This window comes from Streptomyces sp. NBC_01723 (assembly GCF_036246005.1).
Classification (GTDB): domain Bacteria; phylum Actinomycetota; class Actinomycetes; order Streptomycetales; family Streptomycetaceae; genus Streptomyces.
On sequence record NZ_CP109171.1, the window covers coordinates 6,712,512 to 6,731,396 of the forward strand.

Here is an 18,885-nt window from a genome sequence, read left to right on the forward strand (position 1 = left end):
GCGGTGACAGAAGGCCGGCGCAGTAAGAGGGCCGGCAGATGGTGAAGCAGTTCCTTCGGGCCCTGGCGCCGCACGGCGCCAGGGCCCTCCACGCGTTCCACTCGCGCATCGCCGCCCGCGCCCGGGAACTCGTCCGCAACGGATCTCACCGAACCCGGCGGTGCCGCCGGTACGGCCGGGAGATCTGAACCAGTGCCGGGAATCAGGCCGCGACGAGCTCCTGCTCGCGGGCCGGCGTCTTGACCTTGGGACTCCTGTTCGGCAGCGAGAGCCGGACGACCTTGCGCCACGCGGAGAACACCTGCTTGGGCAGCGGGCCGGTGACGTACTCCAGCTCGTACTTCTCGAACAGCGCTCGCACCTTCACCGCGACCTCGGCGTACCGGTTGCTCGGCAGGTCCGGGAACAGGTGGTGCTCGATCTGGTGCGACAGGTTGCCGGTCATGAAGTGCATGGCCCTGCTGCCGCTGATGTTCGCCGAGCCCATCATCTGGCGCAGGTACCACTGCCCGCGCGTCTCGCCCTTGATCGACCGGCGCTCGAAGACCTGCACGCCCTCGGGGAAGTGGCCGCACATGATCACCGAGTGGGACCAGATGTTGCGGACCAGGTTCGCGGTGAACGTGGCGGCGAGCGTGGGGACGAAAGACGGTCCGGAGAGCAGCGGGTGGATCACGTAGTCCTTGAGTACCTGCTTGCGGATCTTGCGGCCCACGGCCTTGGCCCGCGCGCGGAACTCCGGGTTCTTGCGGCGGCGCTTGTGCAGGTTCTTGCCGAGCTCCAGATCGTAGGCGGCGATGCCGTACTCGAAGAAGCAGGCGTTGAGGAAGTTCCACAGCGGCTGGCCGAGATGGAGCGGGTGCCACTTCTGGTCCTCGTCGACGCGCATGATGCCGTAGCCGAGGTCGTTGTCCTTGCCGATCACGTTGGTGTACGTGTGGTGCAGCTCGTTGTGCGAGTGCTTCCACTGGTCGGCCGGCGAGACGTGATCCCACTCCCAGGCGGTGGAGTGGATCTTCGGGTCGCGCATCCAGTCCCACTGGCCGTGCAGGACGTTGTGGCCGATCTCCATGTTGTCCATGATCTTCGCCACGGACAGACCGGCGGTGCCGAGCAGCCAAGCGGGCGGGAAGATCGAGAAGAGCAGCACGCCCCTGCTGGCCAGCTCGAGCTTGCGCTGCGCCGAGATGACCTTACGGATGTAGGCGGCGTCCTTCTCGCCGCGACTGGCGATCACCTCGTCGCGGATCGCGTCCAGCTCGCGCCCGAGTTCCTCGATCTGCTCCGCGGTCAGGTGGGCGGTGGGGTCGATGGCGGTCAAGGTACTCCTACCGTTCGATGTCGCAGGGGCCCGCCGCGGCGGACACGCAGGTCTGGATGAGGACGCCCGGCTCGGCCTCGGTGATCTCGCCGGTGCGCAGGTCGCGGACGGCGCCGGCCTTGAGCGGTGTGATGCATCCGAAGCAGATGCCCATGCGGCACCCGGAGGGCATGAGCACGCCGGCTTCCTCGCCGATGTCCAGCAACGGCGTGGTGCCGGCCGCGTCGACGGTCTTGCCGGTGGCACTGAACGTGACCTCGCCGCCGTCGCCGGTGACGACGATGCTGGGGCGGAAGCGTTCGGTGTGCAGGCGCTCTGGTACGCCGTGCTCGGTCCAGTGGTCTTCGGCGGTGTCGAGCAGGCCCGCGGGCCCGCAAGCCCAGGTCTCGCGCTCGGCCCAGTCGGGCACGAGTTCGTCGAGACGGGCGATGTCGAGCATGCCGTCCGTGTCGGTGTGCATCTCGGTGAGCCGCAGCTTCTTGTCCGCGACCAGGTCGTGCAGTTCGCTGCGGAAGATCACGTCCTGCGGCCGTGGCGCGCAGTGCACCATGACGACGTCGTCGAGCTCGACGTCGCGCAGCATGCCCATCACGGGCGTGATGCCGCTGCCGGCCGTCAGGTAGAGCACCTTGGCGGGCTTGGCCCGTGGCAGGACGAAGTCACCGGTCGGCTGGTCGAGCTGGATCAGCGTGCCCGGTTTCGCCCTGCGGACCAGGTGGTTGCTGACTTTGCCGTCCGGGATCGCCTTCACGGTGATCGTGACGCGGCCGTCCTGGCGGTTCGTCGGCGAGGTGATGGAGTAGGCACGCCACAGGCGCACCCCGTCGACGTCGACCCCGATCCGCACGTACTGACCCGCTGTGTGGCCCCGCCAGCCCCGTCCGGGCCTGATCACGATCGTCGCGGCGTCACCCGTCTCGGGGTGCACAGCCTCGATGCGCCCCCGCAGGTCAGCGCCCGCACGCAGCGGGCTGACCAAGTCGAGGTAGTCCGACGGCAGCAGCGGCGTCGTGACCATCTCCAGCAGTTTCCACGCCCTGCTGCGAAGGGCTGCACTCGTCATGACTTCAGCTTGCTGTGCCGCAGAGCGTAAAGTCCTGACCGCAGGATGTAAATCTGGTCAGCTGAATTGTTCGCAGGGAACAAAAACGTGAGCCATGCACTCCGGAGGGCCAGCGAACTGGCCCTGGACGAGACGACGGTCACCGCACTTCGGGCCGCGCTGAAGACCACCGCCGACGAGGTCGTCCAGGCGATCATCGACGAGGTCCCTCCCTATGCCAACGCCCTTTCGGGCCACATGGGCGCCACCATCCGCCGGGCCGTCCGCACCGCGCTGGGACATTACCTGGACCTCGCGAGCGGGGTCGCCACAGGCGGCGACGCCGGTGACGCGGCCTACGAGCTGGGCCGCGGCGAGGTGCGCGACGGCCGTTCGATGGACGCCCTGCTCAGCGCCTACCGCGTCGGCGCCCGGGTGGCCTGGCGATGCCTGGCAGCGGGTGCCGTACCCGCCGGCCTGCCCGCCGCCGAGGTCGCCAAGTTCGCCGAGCTGACCTTCGCCTACATCGACGAGCTCTCCGCCGCGAGCGCCGCGGGCCACGCCGACGAGCTGGCCGCCCGGGGCAGGGCCCACGAGCGCCACCTGGAACACCTGGCCCGTGACCTCCTCGCCGGCGCGAGCCCGGACGTGCTGCTGGCCTCCGTTCAACGGGCCGGGTGGCAGCCTCCGGTCTCGCTGACCGCGGTCCTGCTGCCCGCCGCCCAGGCCCGGCCGGCCTACCGCGTGCTCGACCCGAGCACCCTCGTCCTCGACGATCTGCCGGACGCCACCGGTGTGCTGCTCGTCCCCGATGCCGACCGGCCACATCTCTTGCGGCAACTGACCGACCGCAGCGCCGTGATCGGCCCGGCCCGGCCATGGACTCGCGCGTCCGCCTCGTACGCGCGAGCCGTACGCGCGCGCTCCCTCTCCTCTCGGATTCGCGACACCGAGGACCACCTGCCCGAGCTGGTGCTGAGCGCCGACGCGGACGCGTTCGCGGACCTGCGTGCCCGAGCCCTCGCACCGTTGCGGACCTTGCCTGCCACGACCGCACGGCGGCTGGAGGAGACGTTGCGTGCGTGGCTGCTGCACCAGGGCAGGCGGGACGAGGTGGCGGCGGCGTTGTTCGTCCATCCCCAGACGGTCCGCTACCGGATGTCGCAGCTGCGGGAGGTGTTTCCGGATCTCGCATCGCCGCACCGGGTCCTCGAACTGACGCTGGCGGTCGGTCTTCGGGACAGCTAGGGGGCTGTCTGACAGTTCCCTCCCCCCAGCCTCCGGCCGGGAGGTGCCCCCAGCCCCGCGACGCCATGCACGCACTCTCGCCGCACCGGGCGCAGAGCCAAGTACAACCAGGACGAGGCTCCACGCCCGGCACGCCGAGAGCACGCACCGGACGCCGCGAGGCCGCCCTCCGGGCGACGACGGGAATGGTCAGACAGCCCCAGAAGGCGGTACGCCTTGCTGATGGAGTCGCGCTTGCCGCGGCACGCGGCCCGAGCGAGCTCGTGGCGGGACCCCTGCACGGTGAGCTGCCGGTTCACGCGGCTCGGGCAGAACCGACGCAGGCGGTTCTGCGGCTCGGCCGAATTGCCACCGACCCGACCCCGGGCAAGCGGCCTCCGAAGTTCTCGATGGGCCGCTGATGCCCGATGCCGTGCCTGTGAGGCCGATCATCCTGGCGCAGACGCGGGTGTGAATCCGCCTCTGCTGCCGGTGGCCGGGAGCGGGGGAGAGGGCGGTCAGGCGTCGATGATGACGGGGATGATGAGGGGGCGGCGGCGGTGCGTCCGGAAGGCCCAGTTCGCCACGGCACGGGCGATGAGCTGTTCCAGCTGGTGTGCGTCGCCGACCCCTTCCTGGGCTGCGCTCGCCAGCGTTTTCTCGATGACGGGGATGACCGGTTCGAAGGTGGTGTCGTCGTGGACGAAACCGCGGGCCAGGAAGTCGGGTGTCTCGGCAAGGGCGCCTGTGTCGGCGTCGACGATCGCCACCACGGTGACCACGCCTTCCTCCGCGAGGGTGAGGCGGTCCTTCAGGGACGCTTCGGTGGCCCCGCCGACCTCCATGCCATCCACGTAGACGTTGCCCGCGGGCACCTTGCCGGTGATCGATGCACGCCCGTCCACGAGGTCGACGACCACGCCGTCCTCGGCGACGACCACCCGCTCGGGATCGACTCCCGTACGGATGGCAAGGTCGGCGTTGGCCCGCAGGTGGCGCCATTCGCCGTGCACGGGCATGACATTGCGGGGCTTGACGATGTTGTAGCAGTACACGAGCTCACCGGCGCTGGCGTGCCCGGAGACGTGTACCTTGGCGTTGCCCTTGTGGACGACATGGGCGCCCCATCGGGTCAGCCCGTTGATCACCCGGTAGATGGCGTTCTCGTTGCCGGGGATCAGGGAGCTGGCGAGCAGAACGGTGTCGCCCTTGCCGATGCGGATCATATGGTCGCGGTTGGCCATCCGGGACAGAGCCGCCATCGGCTCGCCCTGGGATCCGGTGCACACGAGGGTGATCTTGTGGTCGGGGAGCTTCTCCAGTTCCTTGGTACTGACGACCAGTCCCCTGGGAACCTTCAGGTAACCGAGGTCACGGGCGATGCCCATGTTGCGGACCATGGAGCGGCCCACGAAGGCGACCTTGCGGCCGTGCTGGTGTGCGGCGTCCAGGACCTGCTGGATGCGATGCACGTGGCTGGCGAAGCTGGAGACGATCACACGGCGCGGGGCGGTACGCATGACCTGCTCGATCGCCGGGTTCAGTTCGCGCTCGGAAGTGGTGAAGCCAGGGACCTCGGCGTTGGTGGAGTCGGTGAGGAAGAGGTCGACGCCCTCCTCGCCGAGGCGGGCGAAGGCGCGCAGGTCGGTGATGCGGTCGTCCAGCGGGAACTGGTCCATCTTGAAGTCACCCGTGTGCAGCACCATTCCGGCCCCTGTGCGGATGGCGACGGCGAGACTGTCCGGGATGGAGTGGTTGACCGCGACGAACTCGCAGTCGAAGGGGCCGAAGCCGCGCCGGTCTCCCTCGCGGACCCGAACCGTGCGCGGTCTGATCCCGTGCTCTTTGAGCTTGGCTTCCAGAAACGCCAGGGTCAGCTTCGAGCCCACGACGGGGATGTCGGAGCGCTCTCGTAGCAGATACGGCACGCCACCGATGTGGTCCTCGTGGCCGTGGGTGAGCACCACGGCCACGATGTCGTCCAGGCGATCGCGGATCGAGGTGAAGTCCGGCAGGATCACGTCCACGCCGGGCTGGGTCTCTTCGGGGAACAGCACGCCGCAGTCGACGATGAGCAGCTTGCCGGCGTACTCGAAGACGGTCATGTTGCGGCCGATCTCACCCAGACCGCCCAGGGCGACGACCCTCAGCCCTCCTTCGGGCAGGGGGGCAGCGGATTTCAGCTCGGGATGCGGATGACTCATGTTTTGACGTTACCGGAGAGTCTGCCGAGGTGATCCACCGGCTGCCCGGTCGACCCGGCTCCACACAGGGCGGGGCTGCGCCGTTCAGGGTGGTGAGGAGCCGCTACGGCAGCGAACGGGGGCGGCGCGGTGGAGCCGGCGGAGGGTGCCGTGGGTGAGCCGTCCGCCGGGTCCGGGTGTGCTGGAGGAAGCCCATGGTTGCTGCTGGGAACACCCGCCGCGCAGCGCCTGGTCGGCTTCAACGAGGTGTCCACCCCGTGGCGGCCTTCACCGCGCGCCACGTCGTCACGCGCGCACCGATCGGACAGTGCGGCATGCAGGGAGGGCCCGACCGGCGCGCGCCGGTCGGGCCCTCCCTGCTGTTCTGGTGTCAGTGCGCGCCTGTCACGACGGGCAGGCCGGTGCCGAGCATCGCCGAAGCCTGCTGCAACGGACTTCCGATGCGCGCGGGGGCGGTCCTGGGCAGGGTGCGGCAGGTGAAGCCGAGCAGGGCCATGGCCCTCAGGACTTCACCGGCGCTGAAGTCGCGGCGGTCCTGGCGGGTGATGACCTGGCCGACCTGCTTGGCGGGGTAGTGGCGTCGGGCGATGATCACGGACTCGCCGGTGACCGGTTCGGGTTTGACGCCTTTCATTGACTCCAGCACGCCGCTCCTGGTCAGGTCGAACGGGAAGCGGGCGATGACACAGCGCATGATGCCTCACAGGAGGAAGAGGGGACGGGGCCGGCCGCCGGCCGGAGGCTCAGCGGGAGAGAGCGAGGGTGCCCAGGGCGTTGCCGTGCTCGTCGGCCACGGGCACGGGCCCGAGCCGTCCGAAAGGCAACGTGTCCTGGGCTTCTTCCCTCGTGGCCCACGCAGAGACGGAGGGCTCGCTGCCGTCGGTGATGTCACCCAGGCGCATCCGATCGGTGTACTCGGAGCTGTCCCGGACGGCGGTGAGCTGGGACCGGGTGACCAGGCCGACGCACAGGCCGTCCCCGTCGCAGACGACCAGATGCTCCGCACGTGCGGCGGCCATGACGGACAACGCCACCTCGACGGTCATGTCGTACCAGACCTGCGGCCCGTCCGCGTCCACGCCGTCGGTCAACGCGCCGCGTACGGGGCGAGCGCTTACGGGGCGAGCCTGCAACTGTCCCAGCGTCAAAAGGTGCCTCCTGCGTAGACGGGCGGGGTTCCGGATGCGAACGGTCCTATGCGGCCGCACTGGCAGTGGACCGGGGTGCGGGGGCGCGCCGGGCGGCCGAGGCGGGGCGGCGTCGGCCGCGGGAGGTGGCACCGCGCTTCTTGGGGCGTTCGGCCACTGGTGCGGTGATGACGACCGGGATGCCGGACGGGGCCTGGGCTCCGGTGATCCGGCTGAGGGTCGCGTCGCCCGAGCGGACCTGGGTGGTCTGCGGCCGGATCCCGGCGTCCGACATGAGGCGGACCATGCCGCGGCGCTGGTTCGGTGTGACGAGCGTGACGACGCTGCCGGACTCACCGGCGCGGGCGGTGCGGCCGCCGCGGTGGAGGTAGTCCTTGTGGTCGGTCGGGGGGTCGACGTTGACGACGAGGTCGAGGTTGTCGACGTGGATGCCGCGCGCGGCGACATTGGTCGCGACCAGCACGGTGACGTGTCCGGTCTTGAACTGCGCCAGGGTGCGGGTGCGCTGCGGCTGAGACTTGCCGCCGTGCAGTGCGGCGGCCCGTACCCCGCTGTTGAGCAGGTCCTGGGTCAGCCTGTCGACGGCGTGCTTGGTGTCGAGAAACATGATCACGCGTCCGTCGCGTGCGGCGATCTCGGTGGTGGTCGCGTGCTTGTCGGCGCCGTGGACGTGGAGCACGTGGTGTTCCATCGTCGTGACGGCGCCGGCCGAGGGGTCGACGGAGTGCACGACGGGATCGGTCAGGTAACGGCGTACGAGCAGGTCGACGTTGCGGTCGAGGGTGGCGGAGAACAGCATGCGCTGGCCCTCGGGACGGACCTGGTCGAGCAGGGCGGTGACCTGCGGCATGAAGCCCATGTCGGCCATCTGGTCGGCCTCGTCGAGGACGGTGACGGAGACCTGGTTCAGCCGGCAGTCGCCGCGGTCGATGAGGTCCTTGAGACGTCCCGGCGTGGCGACGACAACCTCGGCGCCGCCGCGCAGCGCGCTCGCCTGCCTGCCGATCGACATGCCGCCCACGACGGTGGCCAGCCGCAGCTTCACGGAGCGGGCGTACGGGGTGAGCGCGTCGCTGACCTGCTGGGCCAGTTCACGCGTCGGTACGAGGATCAGCCCCAGCGGCTGCCTGGGTTCGGCGCGCCGCCCGGCCGTGCGGGCCAGCAGGGCCAGCCCGAAGGCCAGGGTCTTGCCGGAGCCGGTGCGCCCGCGGCCGAGTACGTCGCGGCCGGCGAGGGAGTTCGGCAGGGTCGCGGCCTGGATCGGGAACGGCGCGGTCACGCCCTGCGAGCCGAGCGCGGTCAGCAGTTCCCCGGGCATGTCGAGATCGGCGAAGCCCTCCACGGCGGGAAGCGCGGGGGTGATCGTCCGAGGAAGAGCGAACTCCCCCTGGAGGGCGGCGGGCCGACGGCCGTAGCCCCCGGAGCGGTTCGGGCCGGCCGACCGGCGAGGGGCCGACGAACCGAAGCGGCTGCCGCCCTTTCCGGAGTCGGCACCGCCGTTACGGGTGCGGGCGTAGCGGTCGTTGGTGCGTGTGCGGTTCATGCGGAACCTTCCTCGATGCGGCACATATCAAGGAATTCCCGCAGCAATGAGCGGCACGGGGAATTGCAAGAATGGGCCGGTGGGACTGGCGGCTTGCGCTCGCACGGATGTATCCGTCGCCAGATTCGCAAGCGTTGAAAAGTGGCACGGTGTCGACGCGATATTCGAAGCGTCCACCGCGCTGTAGCTGTGCAGGGGTGCGTCTGCAACCTGAGGGCGATCCGTGTGGGGTGATCCTGCGGATTTCCTGGTTGTCCCGCACGGGTGAAATCACCGTGGGAAACGCATGTAGCTGGGGCCCGCACCCCGAGGGATGCGGGCCCCAGCTACAAGTACGCGACAGTCAGCGTCAGGCGGGAACGATGTTCTCGGCCGTCGGGCCCTTCTGGCCCTGCGCGATGTCGAAGGTCACCTTCTGGCCCTCCAGCAGCTCGCGGAAGCCCTGGGCGGCGATGTTCGAGTAGTGGGCGAACACGTCAGCGCCGCCACCCTCCTGCTCGATGAAGCCGAAACCCTTTTCCGCGTTGAACCACTTCACGGTACCAGCAGCCATGTCATTTCTCCTTTGGGGCAGTGCATCGGAGCCCGCACCGTGCGGACGCCGTGTCGCCGCGATGATCACCCCGCCCGGAAAAAGACCGGATATACAAAAGTGCTTCCAGTGGCACGATGACCGACTGGAGAGCACTTGAAGTTTCGGGAACCACAACTGCAACTGAGATCGACAGTAGCACGCCGCAGTGGCCGGCGTCGGGTGAAGAATTCCTCTCTGCTCATAGTGGCAAAAAATCTGTCTGCTTGTGCAGCTGAAATCTCAGTTCGCGGACGCAGATAGTGGCACGTCGGCGCGACGTCATGCTTGGAGTGCCTGAGCGCCTACTGGCTTCCCGCCGCCGAAAGCGAGCGCGGCGACCCCCGCCGGCCGACCGGGCCGCCGCTGCGGCTTCGTCCCCCGCCCGCCCGTTGCGGTCGGAGGCCGGCCGGAGGGGCCTCTGACTGCCTCCGATCGCCTCTGTGACCTGTCCTAGCAGGTCACAGCCGCTTCGGGCACCATCAGTCCAGGTCAGCGGGGCGCGGCAGAAATACCGCGATCACGCCCGGTCCCGGGCGTGGCGAGCACTCAGCCGGGCTTCCGGCTCTCGGCTGCCGCGAACAGCGCCCCGCCGAGCACGAGCAGCACCACGCTCGCGTACAGCTCGAAACCGTCGAACAGACCGATCCGGTGCACCAGGCCCCAGTTCCAGTCGGTGAACTCCTGCACCAGCCCCATCACGCCCTGGATCACCGCCAGCAGTCCCAGGAACTCCAGCAATTCCTTCATGCGCCGACTCTCGCCCCGCCGAGCCCCCACCCACATCGGCCACGGGGCGAGATCTCTCCGACCGAAGGCCCTCCGTCCCCGCGTCCCGCGCGTCGAAGGTCTGAAGTTCCGCGACTTTGGTCGGTGATCCCGTGTGAGGGAGCGTGCTCGCGAGGGGCCCTGCGTAGATTCGTCGACTGTGAGCGAAGACAGAACCGCACGGATCACCCCGGCGTTCCCAGAACGCCGCTGGCTGCTGCCGTCGGCGCTGATCGAACAACTCGATCCCACCTCCGGCCCCGGGTCCTCGGGGTGGTGGTCCCGGCGGCCCCGGCGCACCGCCCGCGACTGGATGGTCGACTTCACCTGCTTCCTGATCGCCGTCGTGGTCGGCCTCCTCGGCGCGGACGCGCTGGAGAACGAGCCGAACCTCTCGCACGGCATGGAGGCCGCCGACCAGCTGATCGGCGCCCTCGCCTGCGCCGCCGTCTGGCTACGGCGCCGGTGGCCGGTCGGGCTGGCCGTCGCCATGCTGCCCATCGCCTTCGTCTCGATCACCTCGAGCGGTACCACCCTGGTCGCCCTGTTCACCGTGGCCGTGCACCGGCCTTTCCGCTACGTGGCCTGGGTGGCGGGCGCCCAGATCGCACTCCAGCCCCTCCTCTACTGGGTGCGCCCCGACCCCGATCTGCCCTACCTCGGCGTCCTCGGCTTCGGCGTCCTGCTCACCGCCGCGGTGGTCGGCTGGGGCATGCTCGCCCGTTCCAAACGGCAGCTCATGCTCAGCCTCCGCGACCGGGCCCGACGCGCCGAGACCGAGGCGCGGCTGCGGGCGGAGCAGGCACAGCGGCTCGCGCGGGAGGCCATCGCCCGCGAGATGCACGACGTCCTCGCGCACCGGCTGACGCTGCTCAGCGTGCACGCGGGCGCCCTGGAGTTCCGCCCCGACGCGCCCCGGGAGGAGGTGGTGCGCGCGGCCGGCGTCATCCGGGAGAGCGCGCACGAGGCGCTCCAGGACCTGCGGGAGATCATCGGCGTGCTCCGCTCGGCGGAGTCCGACGACGCCGGGGGCCGCCCCCAGCCGACGCTCGCGGCACTCGACGCGCTGGTCACCGAGTCCCGGGAGGCCGGCATGAAGGTCACCCTCGCGGCTGGCGTCGCCGACCGCGCCGAGGTCCCCGCCTCCGTCGGCCGCACCGCCTACCGCATCGCCCAGGAGGCCTTGACCAACGCCCGCAAGCACGCCCCCGGTACCGAGGTCACGGTCTCGGTCGGCGGAGCCCCGGGCGACGGACTCGCGATGTCGGTGCGCAACGGCCCGACCGACGGTGAGGTGCCCCACGTGCCCGGATCCGGACAGGGGCTGATCGGACTGACCGAGCGGGCCGCGCTCGCGGGCGGCACCCTGGAGCACGGCGCCACGCCCGACGGGGGCTTCGAGGTACGGGCGTGGCTGCCATGGGGATGAGCCCGGCACCGGCGGCCGGCCGGGGCTCTGTCCACAGGGCGAACTCGGCCGTCGGCAACCGTGATTACGTATGGCCCATGACTGCGATCAGACTGCTCATCGTCGATGACGACCCGCTGGTGCGGGCCGGGCTGTCCTTCATGCTGGGCGGCGCCGACGACGTCGAGATCGTCGGCGAGGCCGCCGACGGCGACGAGGTCGAGGCGCTCGTCGACCGCAGCCACCCGGACGTGGTCCTCATGGACATCCGGATGCCGGTGGTCGACGGCCTGACGGCGACCGAGCGGCTGCGCGGCCGCGCGGAGGCCCCGCAGATCATCGTGCTCACCACCTTCCACGCCGACGAACAGGTGCTGCGGGCGCTGCGCGCGGGCGCCGCCGGGTTCGTCCTCAAGGACACCCCGCCCGCGGAGATCCTGGACGCCGTGCGCAGGGTCGCCGCCGGTGATCCCGTCCTGTCGCCCGCCGTGACCCGCCGGTTGATGGACCAGGCGGCCGCGGGCACCGCCGACACGCGCCGCACCCGCGCGCGTGCCCGCCTCGACACCCTCAACGACCGCGAACGCGAGGTCGCCGTCGCGGTCGGCCGGGGACTGGCCAACGCCGCCATCGCGACGGAGCTGTTCATGAGCGTCGCCACCGTCAAGACCCACGTCTCCCGCGTCCTGGCCAAGCTGGACCTCGGCAACCGGGTCCAGATCGCCCTTCTGGCACACGACGCGGGCCTGCTGGAGGGATACCAGGAGGACGGCCGGTAGGGGGCCGGGAGAGCGGGCCCGGACGTGTCCGCTCAACCCGCCAGGGACGCCGCGCCCCCGGGGACCTCGGCCAGCCGTACGGGTCTGCGCTCGCGGCGGGAGATGTCGCAGGCCTCGGCGACACGCAGGGCCTGGAGAGCCTCGCGGCCGTCGCACGGGTTGGCCCGCTCACCGCGCACGACCTCCACGAAGGTGGCCAGCTCGGCCTCGTAGGCGGGCCCGAACCGTTCCACGAAGCCCGTCCACGGCTTGTCCGCGGCCGGGGGACCGGTCGGCTCGGTGGACGCGATCGGCGTACGGTCGTCCAGACCGACGACGATCTGGTCCAGCTCCCCGGCCAGCTCCATGCGGACGTCGTACCCCGCCCCGTTCAGCCGCGTCGCCGTCACCGTGGCCAGCGTCCCGTCGTCCAGCGTGAGCAGCGCGGCGCCGGTGTCCACGTCGTCCGCCGCGCGGAACATCGGCGGCCCGGCGTCCGACCCGGCGGCGTAGACGTCGGCGACCTCCCGCCCGGTCACCCAGCGAAGGACGTCGAAGTCGTGGATGAGCGTGTCCCGGTAGAGCCCGCCGGACTGCGGCAGGTACTCGGCCGGCGGCGGGGCCTGGTCGCTCGTCACCGCCCGGACGGTGTGCAGCCGGCCGAGCCGCCCGGCCCGCACCGCCTCCCGGGCCCCCTTGTACCCGGCGTCGAAGCGCCGCTGGAACCCCATCTGGAGCACCGTCCCGGCCGCCTCCACCTCGGCGATCGCCTGCAACGTGCCGGTCAGGTCCAGCGCGATGGGCTTCTCGCAGAACACCGGCAGCCCCGAGCGTGCTGCCCGACCGATCAGTTCGGCGTGGGCCGGTGTCGCCGTGGTGATCACCACGGCGTCCACGCCCCACCGGAAGATCTCGTCCACTCCGGGTGCCGCAGTCTCCCCCAGCCGGTGAGCCAGATCCTGGGCCCGCGTGAGGTCGGCGTCCGTGAGGATCAGGGATCCCACGTCGCGGTGGCGGCTGAGCGTGTTGGCGTGAACGGTGCCGATACGGCCCGTCCCGATGACCCCGATGCGCATGGAATCAAAGTGGGCTCACAGCCCGCACCCTGTCAATGCGTATGTCCGGACAATCGAACTACACAACTTCCCGTCAACTGCGCACGGAGCTACGCTCGGCCCGTGCCGAAACCAGAAGTGGACCCCACCGTGTCGCTGGAGCTCAGCGTGGATCGCAGCAGCCCCGTGCCGCTGTACTTCCAGCTGTCGCAGCAGCTGGAGGCGGCGATCGAGCACGGCGCGCTGACCCCGGGCAGCCTGCTGGGCAACGAGATCGAGCTGGCCGCCCGGCTCGGTCTGTCCCGGCCCACCGTCCGCCAGGCCATCCAGTCGCTCGTCGACAAGGGCCTGCTGGTGCGCCGCCGGGGCGTCGGCACCCAGGTCGTGCACAGCAAGGTCAGGCGCCCGCTGGAACTCAGCAGCCTCTACGACGACCTGGAGGCCGCGGGCCAGCGCCCCGCCACGAAAGTCCTGGTCAACACGGTCGTCCCGGCGACCGTGGAGACCGCCGCCGTACTCGGCGTGACCGAGGGAACCGACGTGCACCGCGTCGAGCGGCTGCGGCTGACCCACGGGGAACCGATGGCGTACCTGTGCAACTACCTGCCCTCCGGTCTCCTCGACCTCGACACCGGCCAGCTGGAGGCCACCGGCCTGTACCGCCTGATGCGCGCCGCCGGGATCACCCTGCACAGCGCCCGCCAGTCCATCGGCGCCCGCGCCGCCACCGCCGACGAGGCCGAACGGCTCGGCGAGGAGGAGGGAGCCCCCCTGCTCACGATGGAACGCACCACGTTCGACGACACGGGACGCGCGGTGGAGTTCGGCACGCACACCTACCGCCCCTCCCGGTACTCCTTCGAGTTCCAGCTCCTCGTACGGCCCTGAGCCGCTCCCTCCGGCCGCCGCTCGCCGCGCGGGTTCGTCGCAATGTCCGGACAATGTGACCGTCGCCCGATCCCCGGAGGTAGACGCTCCGCTTGTGTGTCGGACAATGGGGCGTTTGGGGCTTCCCGGCCCCCGGCCGGAGCCTCGGGCGCCCGGCACGCACAGCACGGCACAGCAAGAAGGGCACGGCCTCGTGGCACGGTTTCGGACCTGGGTAGGCATCGCGCTGGCAGGAGCACTGTCGGTGTCCCTGGCCGGGTGCAGCAGCACTGGCGGCAAGCGGGCCGAGGACGCCCGCAAGGCCGCGTCGGCCCAGGGGCAGGCGGCGGTGAACACGCCCCGCTGGACCTTCGCGATGATCACCCACTCGGGTGACGGCGACACCTTCTGGGACATCGTCCAGAGCGGCGCCGAGCAGGCCGCGGTGAAGGACAACATCAACTTCCTGTACTCCCACGACGACGAGGCCCAGCAGCAGGCGCAGCTGGTGAACGCCGCCATCGACAAGAAGGTCGACGGGATCATCGTCACGCTGGCCAAGCCGGACGCCATGAAGTCCGCCCTCGACCGCGCCCGCAAGGCGGGCATCCCCGTGATCACCGTGAACTCCGGGTCCGAGGAGTCGAAGGCGTTCGGCGCCCTCACCCACGTCGGCCAGGACGAGACGATCGCCGGCGAGGCGGTCGGCGAGGAACTGAACGAGCGAGGCCGCGAGCAGGCCCTCTGCGTGCTCCACGAGCAGGGCAACGTCGGCCACGAGCAGCGCTGCGACGGCGTCGAGAAGACCTTCGACGGCAAGGTCCAGCGGCTCTACGTCAACGGCACCAGCATGCCGGACGTGCAGTCCGCCATCGAGGCCAAGCTCCAGACCGACAAGGCCGTCGACGCGGTGGTCACCCTCGGCGCCCCCTACGCCGACACCGCGGTGAAGGCCAAGCAGGGCGCGGGCAGCGAGGCCGAGATCGACACCTTCGACCTCAACGCCAAGGTGGCGGCCGGCCTCGCGGACGGCACCCTCGGCTTCGCGGTCGACCAGCAGCCCTACCTCCAGGGCTACGAGGCCGTCGACCTGCTGTGGCTGAACAAGTACAACGCCGACGTCCTGGGCGGCGGCCGCCCGGTGCTCACCGGGCCGCAGATCATCACCAAGGACGACGCCGCCGCGCTCTCCGAGTACACCGAGCGGGGCACCCGATGAGCGCGGGCACGGACGTGACCACCGCTGACGAAAGGATTCTGCAGACCTCTCCGCTGCGGAAACTCCTGGGCCGCCCCGAACTGGGCTCCGTCGTCGGCGCCATCGCCGTCTTCGTGTTCTTCGCCTTCTTCGCCGACAGCTTCCTGCAGGCCGCCAGCCTCAGCACGGTGCTCTACGCCGCCTCGACGATCGGCATCATGGCCGTCCCGGTGGCGCTGCTGATGATCGGCGGCGAGTTCGACCTGTCGGCCGGCGTCATGGTCACCTCGTCGGCCCTGGTGTCATCGATGTTCAGCTACCAGATGACCGCCAACGTCTGGGTCGGCGTCGGCGTGTCCCTGCTGGTCACGCTGGTGATCGGCGCCTTCAACGGCTTCATGCTGACCCGCACCGAACTGCCCAGCTTCATCATCACGCTGGGCACCTTCCTGATGCTGACCGGCCTGAACCTGGGCTTCACCAAGCTGATCGACGGCACCGTCTCCACCAAGTCGATCGCCGACATGGAGGGCTTCCCCTCCGCCCGCGACGTCTTCGCGTCCACGATCACCGTCGGCGGCGTCGGCTTCAAGGTGACCATCCTGTGGTGGCTCGCCCTGGTCGCCGTCGCCAGCTGGATCCTGCTGCGCACCCGCGCCGGCAACTGGATCTTCGCGGTCGGCGGCAACAAGGACGCCGCCCGCGCGGTGGGCGTCCCGGTCACCAGGACAAAGATCGGCCTCTACATGGGCGTCGGCTTCGGCGCCTGGATCTCGGGCCAGCACCTGCTCTTCTCCTACGACGTCGTCCAGTCCGGCGAGGGCGTCGGCAACGAGCTGATCTACATCATCGCGGCCGTCATCGGCGGCTGCCTGATCACCGGCGGCTACGGCAGCGCCGTCGGCTCGGCGGTCGGCGCGTTCATCTTCGGCATGACCAGCAAGGGCATCGTCTTCGCCGAGTGGAACCCCGACTGGTTCAAGTTCTTCCTCGGAGCGATGCTGCTCCTCGCGACCCTGCTCAACGCCTGGGTCCGCAAGCGCGCGGAGGCCACCAAATGACGCAGACCCCGGCACCCCAGGCGCTCGTCGAGCTGTCCGGCGTCAGCAAGAACTACGGCAACGTACGCGCCCTCGAAGGCGTGTCCCTCCAAGTGCACGCGGGTGAGATCACCTGCGTCCTGGGCGACAACGGCGCGGGCAAGTCGACCCTCATCAAGATCATCTCCGGGCTGCACCAGCACGACGGCGGCATCCTCGCCCTCGACGGCGAGGAGACCCGCCTCGGCTCCCCGCGCGAGGCCCTGGACCGCGGCATCGCCACCGTCTACCAGGACCTCGCCGTCGTCCCGCTGATGCCGGTCTGGCGCAACTTCTTCCTCGGCTCCGAGCCCCGCAAGGGCGTCGCCCCGTTCAAGCGCATGGACGTCGACCACATGCGCCGCACCACCCACGCGGAGCTCCTGCGCATGGGCATCGACCTGCGCGACGTCGACCAGCCCATCGGCACCCTCTCCGGCGGCGAACGCCAGTGCGTGGCGATCGCACGCGCGGTGTACTTCGGAGCGAAGGTGCTCGTCCTGGACGAGCCGACCGCCGCCCTCGGCGTGAAGCAGTCCGGCGTCGTCCTGAAGTACGTGGCGGCCGCCCGCGACCAGGGTCTGGGTGTCGTCCTCATCACCCACAACCCGCACCACGCGTACCTGGTCGGGGACCGATTCATCCTCCTGAAGCGCGGCACGATGGTCGGCAACCACGAGCGCGAGGACATCACCCTGGACGAGCTGACGCGCCAGATGGCGGGCGGAAACGAGCTGGACGATCTACGCCACGAACTGCAACGCCCCTCTTAGGGGCGCGGGGCTGTGTCAAGGGCGGCGCCGCCGCGGGGCGCGACCAGCCACAACGCACCCGCAGACGGCAATGAACCGGTGACGCCACCCCCTGTCCCATTCGGCACCCGGCCCGAGGGTGCGGCACAATCGCACCCGATGAGCACCTACCGCGACTTCACCGCCCCCATCGGATCCCGCCGCGCCCCGGTCCTGCGCACCGTGGGCACGAGGGAACGCCGCTCGCACCTGACGGCACCCCGCGTGCCCACGGTCGGCATCGACATCGGCGGCACGAAGGTCATGGCGGGCGTCGTCGACGCCGACGGCAACATCCTGGAGCGCCTGCGCACGGAGACCCCGGACAAGTCCAAGAGCCCGAAGGTGGTCGAGGACACCATCGTCGAGCTGGTCCTGGACCTCTCCGACCGGCACGACGTGCACGCCGTCGGCATCGGCGCGGCAGGCTGGGTCGACGCCGACCGCAACCGCGTGCTGTTCGCCCCCCACCTGTCCTGGCGCAACGAGCCGCTGCGCGACCGCATCGCCGGCCGCCTCGCGGTTCCCGTCCTGGTGGACAACGACGCCAACACCGCCGCCTGGGCCGAGTGGCGCTTCGGCGCCGGCCGCGGCGAGGACCACCTCGTCATGATCACGCTCGGCACCGGCATCGGCGGCGCCATCCTGGAGGACGGCCAGGTCAAGCGGGGCAAGTACGGGGTCGCCGGTGAATTCGGGCACATGCAGGTGGTGCCCGGCGGTCACCGCTGCCCGTGCGGCAACCGCGGCTGCTGGGAGCAGTACAGCTCCGGAAACGCCCTGGTCAGGGAGGCCCGCGAGCTGGCCGCGGCCGACTCGCCGGTGGCGTACGGGATCATCGAGCACGTCAAGGGCAGCATCGGCGACATCACCGGCCCGATGATCACCGAGCTGGCCCGCGACGGCGACGCCATGTGCGTCGAGCTGCTCCAGGACATCGGGCAGTGGCTCGGCGTCGGCATCGCCAACCTCGCCGCCGCCCTCGACCCGTCCTGCTTCGTGATCGGCGGCGGGGTCAGCGCCGCGGACGACCTGCTCATCGGTCCCGCACGCGACGCCTTCAAACGCCAGCTCACCGGCCGCGGCTACCGCCCCGAGGCCCGCATCGTCCGCGCCCAGCTGGGCCCCGAGGCCGGCATGGTGGGCGCCGCCGACCTGGCCCGGCTGGTGGCCCGCCGGTTCCGCCGCGCCAAGCGGCGCCGCGTGGAGCGGTACGAGCGCTACGAGCGGTACGCCGAGGCCCGCCGTACCTCCGGGGAGTCGCTGTGACCGAGACCCTGACCCACCAGGCCGGAACGCCGGAGGAACACGGGCCACCGGCCGAGGACCGACGGCACATGATCCGGCGCCGGGCGCTGACGCTGCTCACCATCGTGCTGCTCATCGGCGTCCCCGCCGGCTACCTCGTGATCTCCGCCAACCAGAGCCGCGACAGCGGCCGGCAGAAGGAGGCGAAGTACGCGGCGACCGGCATGACCCGGGGCTGGCCGTCCAAGCTCCAGCGCCGCATCTACGAGCTGCCGGTCCCGGTGCCCTCCGAGAAGATCGCGTACTTCGAGACGAACAACTGGAAGACCAGCCGCCTCTACGTCCAGTTCCAGACCACCAACGCCGGTCTGGACGCCTTCCTGGCCGGACTGGGCATCGACCGGGACGCGCTGGAGAAGGACAAGATCGCCATCAGCGACCGGGCCCAGCGGGTCACCGGCTGGAACTTCCGCGCCTCCAGCACCTGGTGGGGCGTGGTCAACGAGCAGCGGAACCCGGCACCGACCCAGGACGTCGTCGTGGACCTGGACGACCCGGACTATCCGATGGTGTACGTCGTCTCGCGCACCGTTCCCTAGGGACGCTCGGGCCCGGTGGTCCGCCGGGGCCGATTGTCAGACCCCGCCCGTAGAGTCG

The 18,885-nt window shown here is 70.3% G+C and carries 18 protein-coding genes; 9 read left to right on the forward strand and 9 right to left on the reverse strand.

Features of this window, described 5'->3' with window-relative positions; genetic code table 11:
* Nucleotides 1-202: 202 nt before the first annotated feature.
* Together OIE75_RS31555 and OIE75_RS31560 are read right to left on the reverse strand one after the other, a co-directional pair.
* A complete protein-coding gene (locus tag OIE75_RS31555; RefSeq protein ID WP_307015893.1) occupies nucleotides 203-1,321 on the reverse strand; it encodes a fatty acid desaturase family protein in 1,119 nt (372 codons plus the stop codon).
* A gap of 7 nt (nucleotides 1,322-1,328) precedes the next feature.
* On the reverse strand, nucleotides 1,329-2,384 hold the full coding sequence (locus OIE75_RS31560) for a ferredoxin reductase (RefSeq protein WP_307015894.1): 1,056 nt from the start codon (nucleotides 2,382-2,384) through the stop codon (nucleotides 1,329-1,331).
* A gap of 87 nt (nucleotides 2,385-2,471) precedes the next feature.
* On the opposite strand from OIE75_RS31560, the gene OIE75_RS31565 reads away from it, so the two are divergent.
* The gene (locus OIE75_RS31565) at nucleotides 2,472-3,611 is read left to right on the forward strand and encodes a PucR family transcriptional regulator (protein ID WP_329472970.1); all 1,140 of its coding nucleotides are present in this window, start codon (nucleotides 2,472-2,474) and stop codon (nucleotides 3,609-3,611) included.
* Nucleotides 3,612-4,108: 497 nt separating this feature from the next.
* Here OIE75_RS31565 and OIE75_RS31570 read toward each other — a convergent pair whose 3' ends face one another.
* The 6 genes from OIE75_RS31570 to OIE75_RS31595 all read right to left on the reverse strand — a co-directional run bounded on the left by OIE75_RS31570 (nucleotide 4,109) and on the right by OIE75_RS31595 (nucleotide 9,806).
* Entirely contained in the window at nucleotides 4,109-5,794 is a 1,686-nt protein-coding gene (locus tag OIE75_RS31570; protein WP_307015896.1) for a ribonuclease J, read from the reverse strand.
* A gap of 370 nt (nucleotides 5,795-6,164) precedes the next feature.
* Nucleotides 6,165-6,488, reverse strand: a complete 324-nt coding sequence (locus OIE75_RS31575; protein ID WP_307015898.1) for an SCO5918 family protein — start codon at nucleotides 6,486-6,488, stop codon at nucleotides 6,165-6,167.
* A gap of 49 nt (nucleotides 6,489-6,537) precedes the next feature.
* A complete protein-coding gene (locus OIE75_RS31580) occupies nucleotides 6,538-6,942 on the reverse strand; it encodes a CBS domain-containing protein (protein WP_329472971.1) in 405 nt (134 codons plus the stop codon).
* Between the two features lie 46 nt (nucleotides 6,943-6,988).
* Nucleotides 6,989-8,485 (reverse strand): DEAD/DEAH box helicase, encoded by a 1,497-nt coding sequence (locus OIE75_RS31585; protein ID WP_329472972.1) that lies wholly within the window; start codon nucleotides 8,483-8,485, stop codon nucleotides 6,989-6,991.
* 349 nt (nucleotides 8,486-8,834) lie between these two features.
* Nucleotides 8,835-9,038: a cold-shock protein gene (locus OIE75_RS31590; RefSeq protein WP_037626374.1), complete on the reverse strand. Its 204-nt coding sequence runs from the start codon at nucleotides 9,036-9,038 to the stop codon at nucleotides 8,835-8,837.
* Nucleotides 9,039-9,605: 567 nt separating this feature from the next.
* Entirely contained in the window at nucleotides 9,606-9,806 is a 201-nt protein-coding gene (locus OIE75_RS31595) for a hypothetical protein (RefSeq protein ID WP_307015901.1), read from the reverse strand.
* Nucleotides 9,807-9,984: 178 nt separating this feature from the next.
* Here OIE75_RS31595 and OIE75_RS31600 point away from each other — a divergent pair, with 178 nt between their 5' ends.
* Both OIE75_RS31600 and OIE75_RS31605 read left to right on the forward strand, forming a co-directional pair.
* On the forward strand, nucleotides 9,985-11,253 hold the full coding sequence (locus tag OIE75_RS31600; RefSeq protein ID WP_329472973.1) for a sensor histidine kinase: 1,269 nt from the start codon (nucleotides 9,985-9,987) through the stop codon (nucleotides 11,251-11,253).
* Nucleotides 11,254-11,330: 77 nt separating this feature from the next.
* On the forward strand, nucleotides 11,331-12,011 hold the full coding sequence (locus OIE75_RS31605; RefSeq protein WP_329472974.1) for a response regulator transcription factor: 681 nt from the start codon (nucleotides 11,331-11,333) through the stop codon (nucleotides 12,009-12,011).
* A gap of 32 nt (nucleotides 12,012-12,043) precedes the next feature.
* Here OIE75_RS31605 and OIE75_RS31610 read toward each other — a convergent pair whose 3' ends face one another.
* The gene (locus OIE75_RS31610) at nucleotides 12,044-13,066 is read right to left on the reverse strand and encodes a Gfo/Idh/MocA family protein (protein WP_307015904.1); all 1,023 of its coding nucleotides are present in this window, start codon (nucleotides 13,064-13,066) and stop codon (nucleotides 12,044-12,046) included.
* Nucleotides 13,067-13,195: 129 nt separating this feature from the next.
* Between OIE75_RS31610 and OIE75_RS31615 the strand changes: the two genes are divergently transcribed.
* From OIE75_RS31615 to OIE75_RS31640, 6 genes are all read left to right on the forward strand, one after another.
* Nucleotides 13,196-13,933: a GntR family transcriptional regulator gene (locus OIE75_RS31615; protein WP_329474085.1), complete on the forward strand. Its 738-nt coding sequence runs from the start codon at nucleotides 13,196-13,198 to the stop codon at nucleotides 13,931-13,933.
* 193 nt (nucleotides 13,934-14,126) lie between these two features.
* Nucleotides 14,127-15,131, forward strand: coding sequence for a sugar ABC transporter substrate-binding protein (locus OIE75_RS31620; RefSeq protein WP_329472975.1), 1,005 nt, complete (start codon nucleotides 14,127-14,129; stop codon nucleotides 15,129-15,131).
* Nucleotides 15,128-16,171, forward strand: a complete 1,044-nt coding sequence (locus OIE75_RS31625; protein ID WP_329472976.1) for an ABC transporter permease — start codon at nucleotides 15,128-15,130, stop codon at nucleotides 16,169-16,171. The genes OIE75_RS31620 and OIE75_RS31625 overlap by 4 nt, the downstream gene beginning before the upstream one ends.
* Nucleotides 16,168-16,962: an ATP-binding cassette domain-containing protein gene (locus OIE75_RS31630; protein ID WP_307015907.1), complete on the forward strand. Its 795-nt coding sequence runs from the start codon at nucleotides 16,168-16,170 to the stop codon at nucleotides 16,960-16,962. Before OIE75_RS31625 ends, OIE75_RS31630 begins: the two co-directional genes overlap by 4 nt.
* Before the next feature lie 138 nt (nucleotides 16,963-17,100).
* Nucleotides 17,101-18,249: an ROK family glucokinase gene (locus tag OIE75_RS31635; RefSeq protein WP_307015908.1), complete on the forward strand. Its 1,149-nt coding sequence runs from the start codon at nucleotides 17,101-17,103 to the stop codon at nucleotides 18,247-18,249.
* Nucleotides 18,246-18,827: a sugar kinase gene (locus OIE75_RS31640; RefSeq protein ID WP_329472977.1), complete on the forward strand. Its 582-nt coding sequence runs from the start codon at nucleotides 18,246-18,248 to the stop codon at nucleotides 18,825-18,827. Before OIE75_RS31635 ends, OIE75_RS31640 begins: the two co-directional genes overlap by 4 nt.
* Nucleotides 18,828-18,885: the final 58 nt, after the last annotated feature.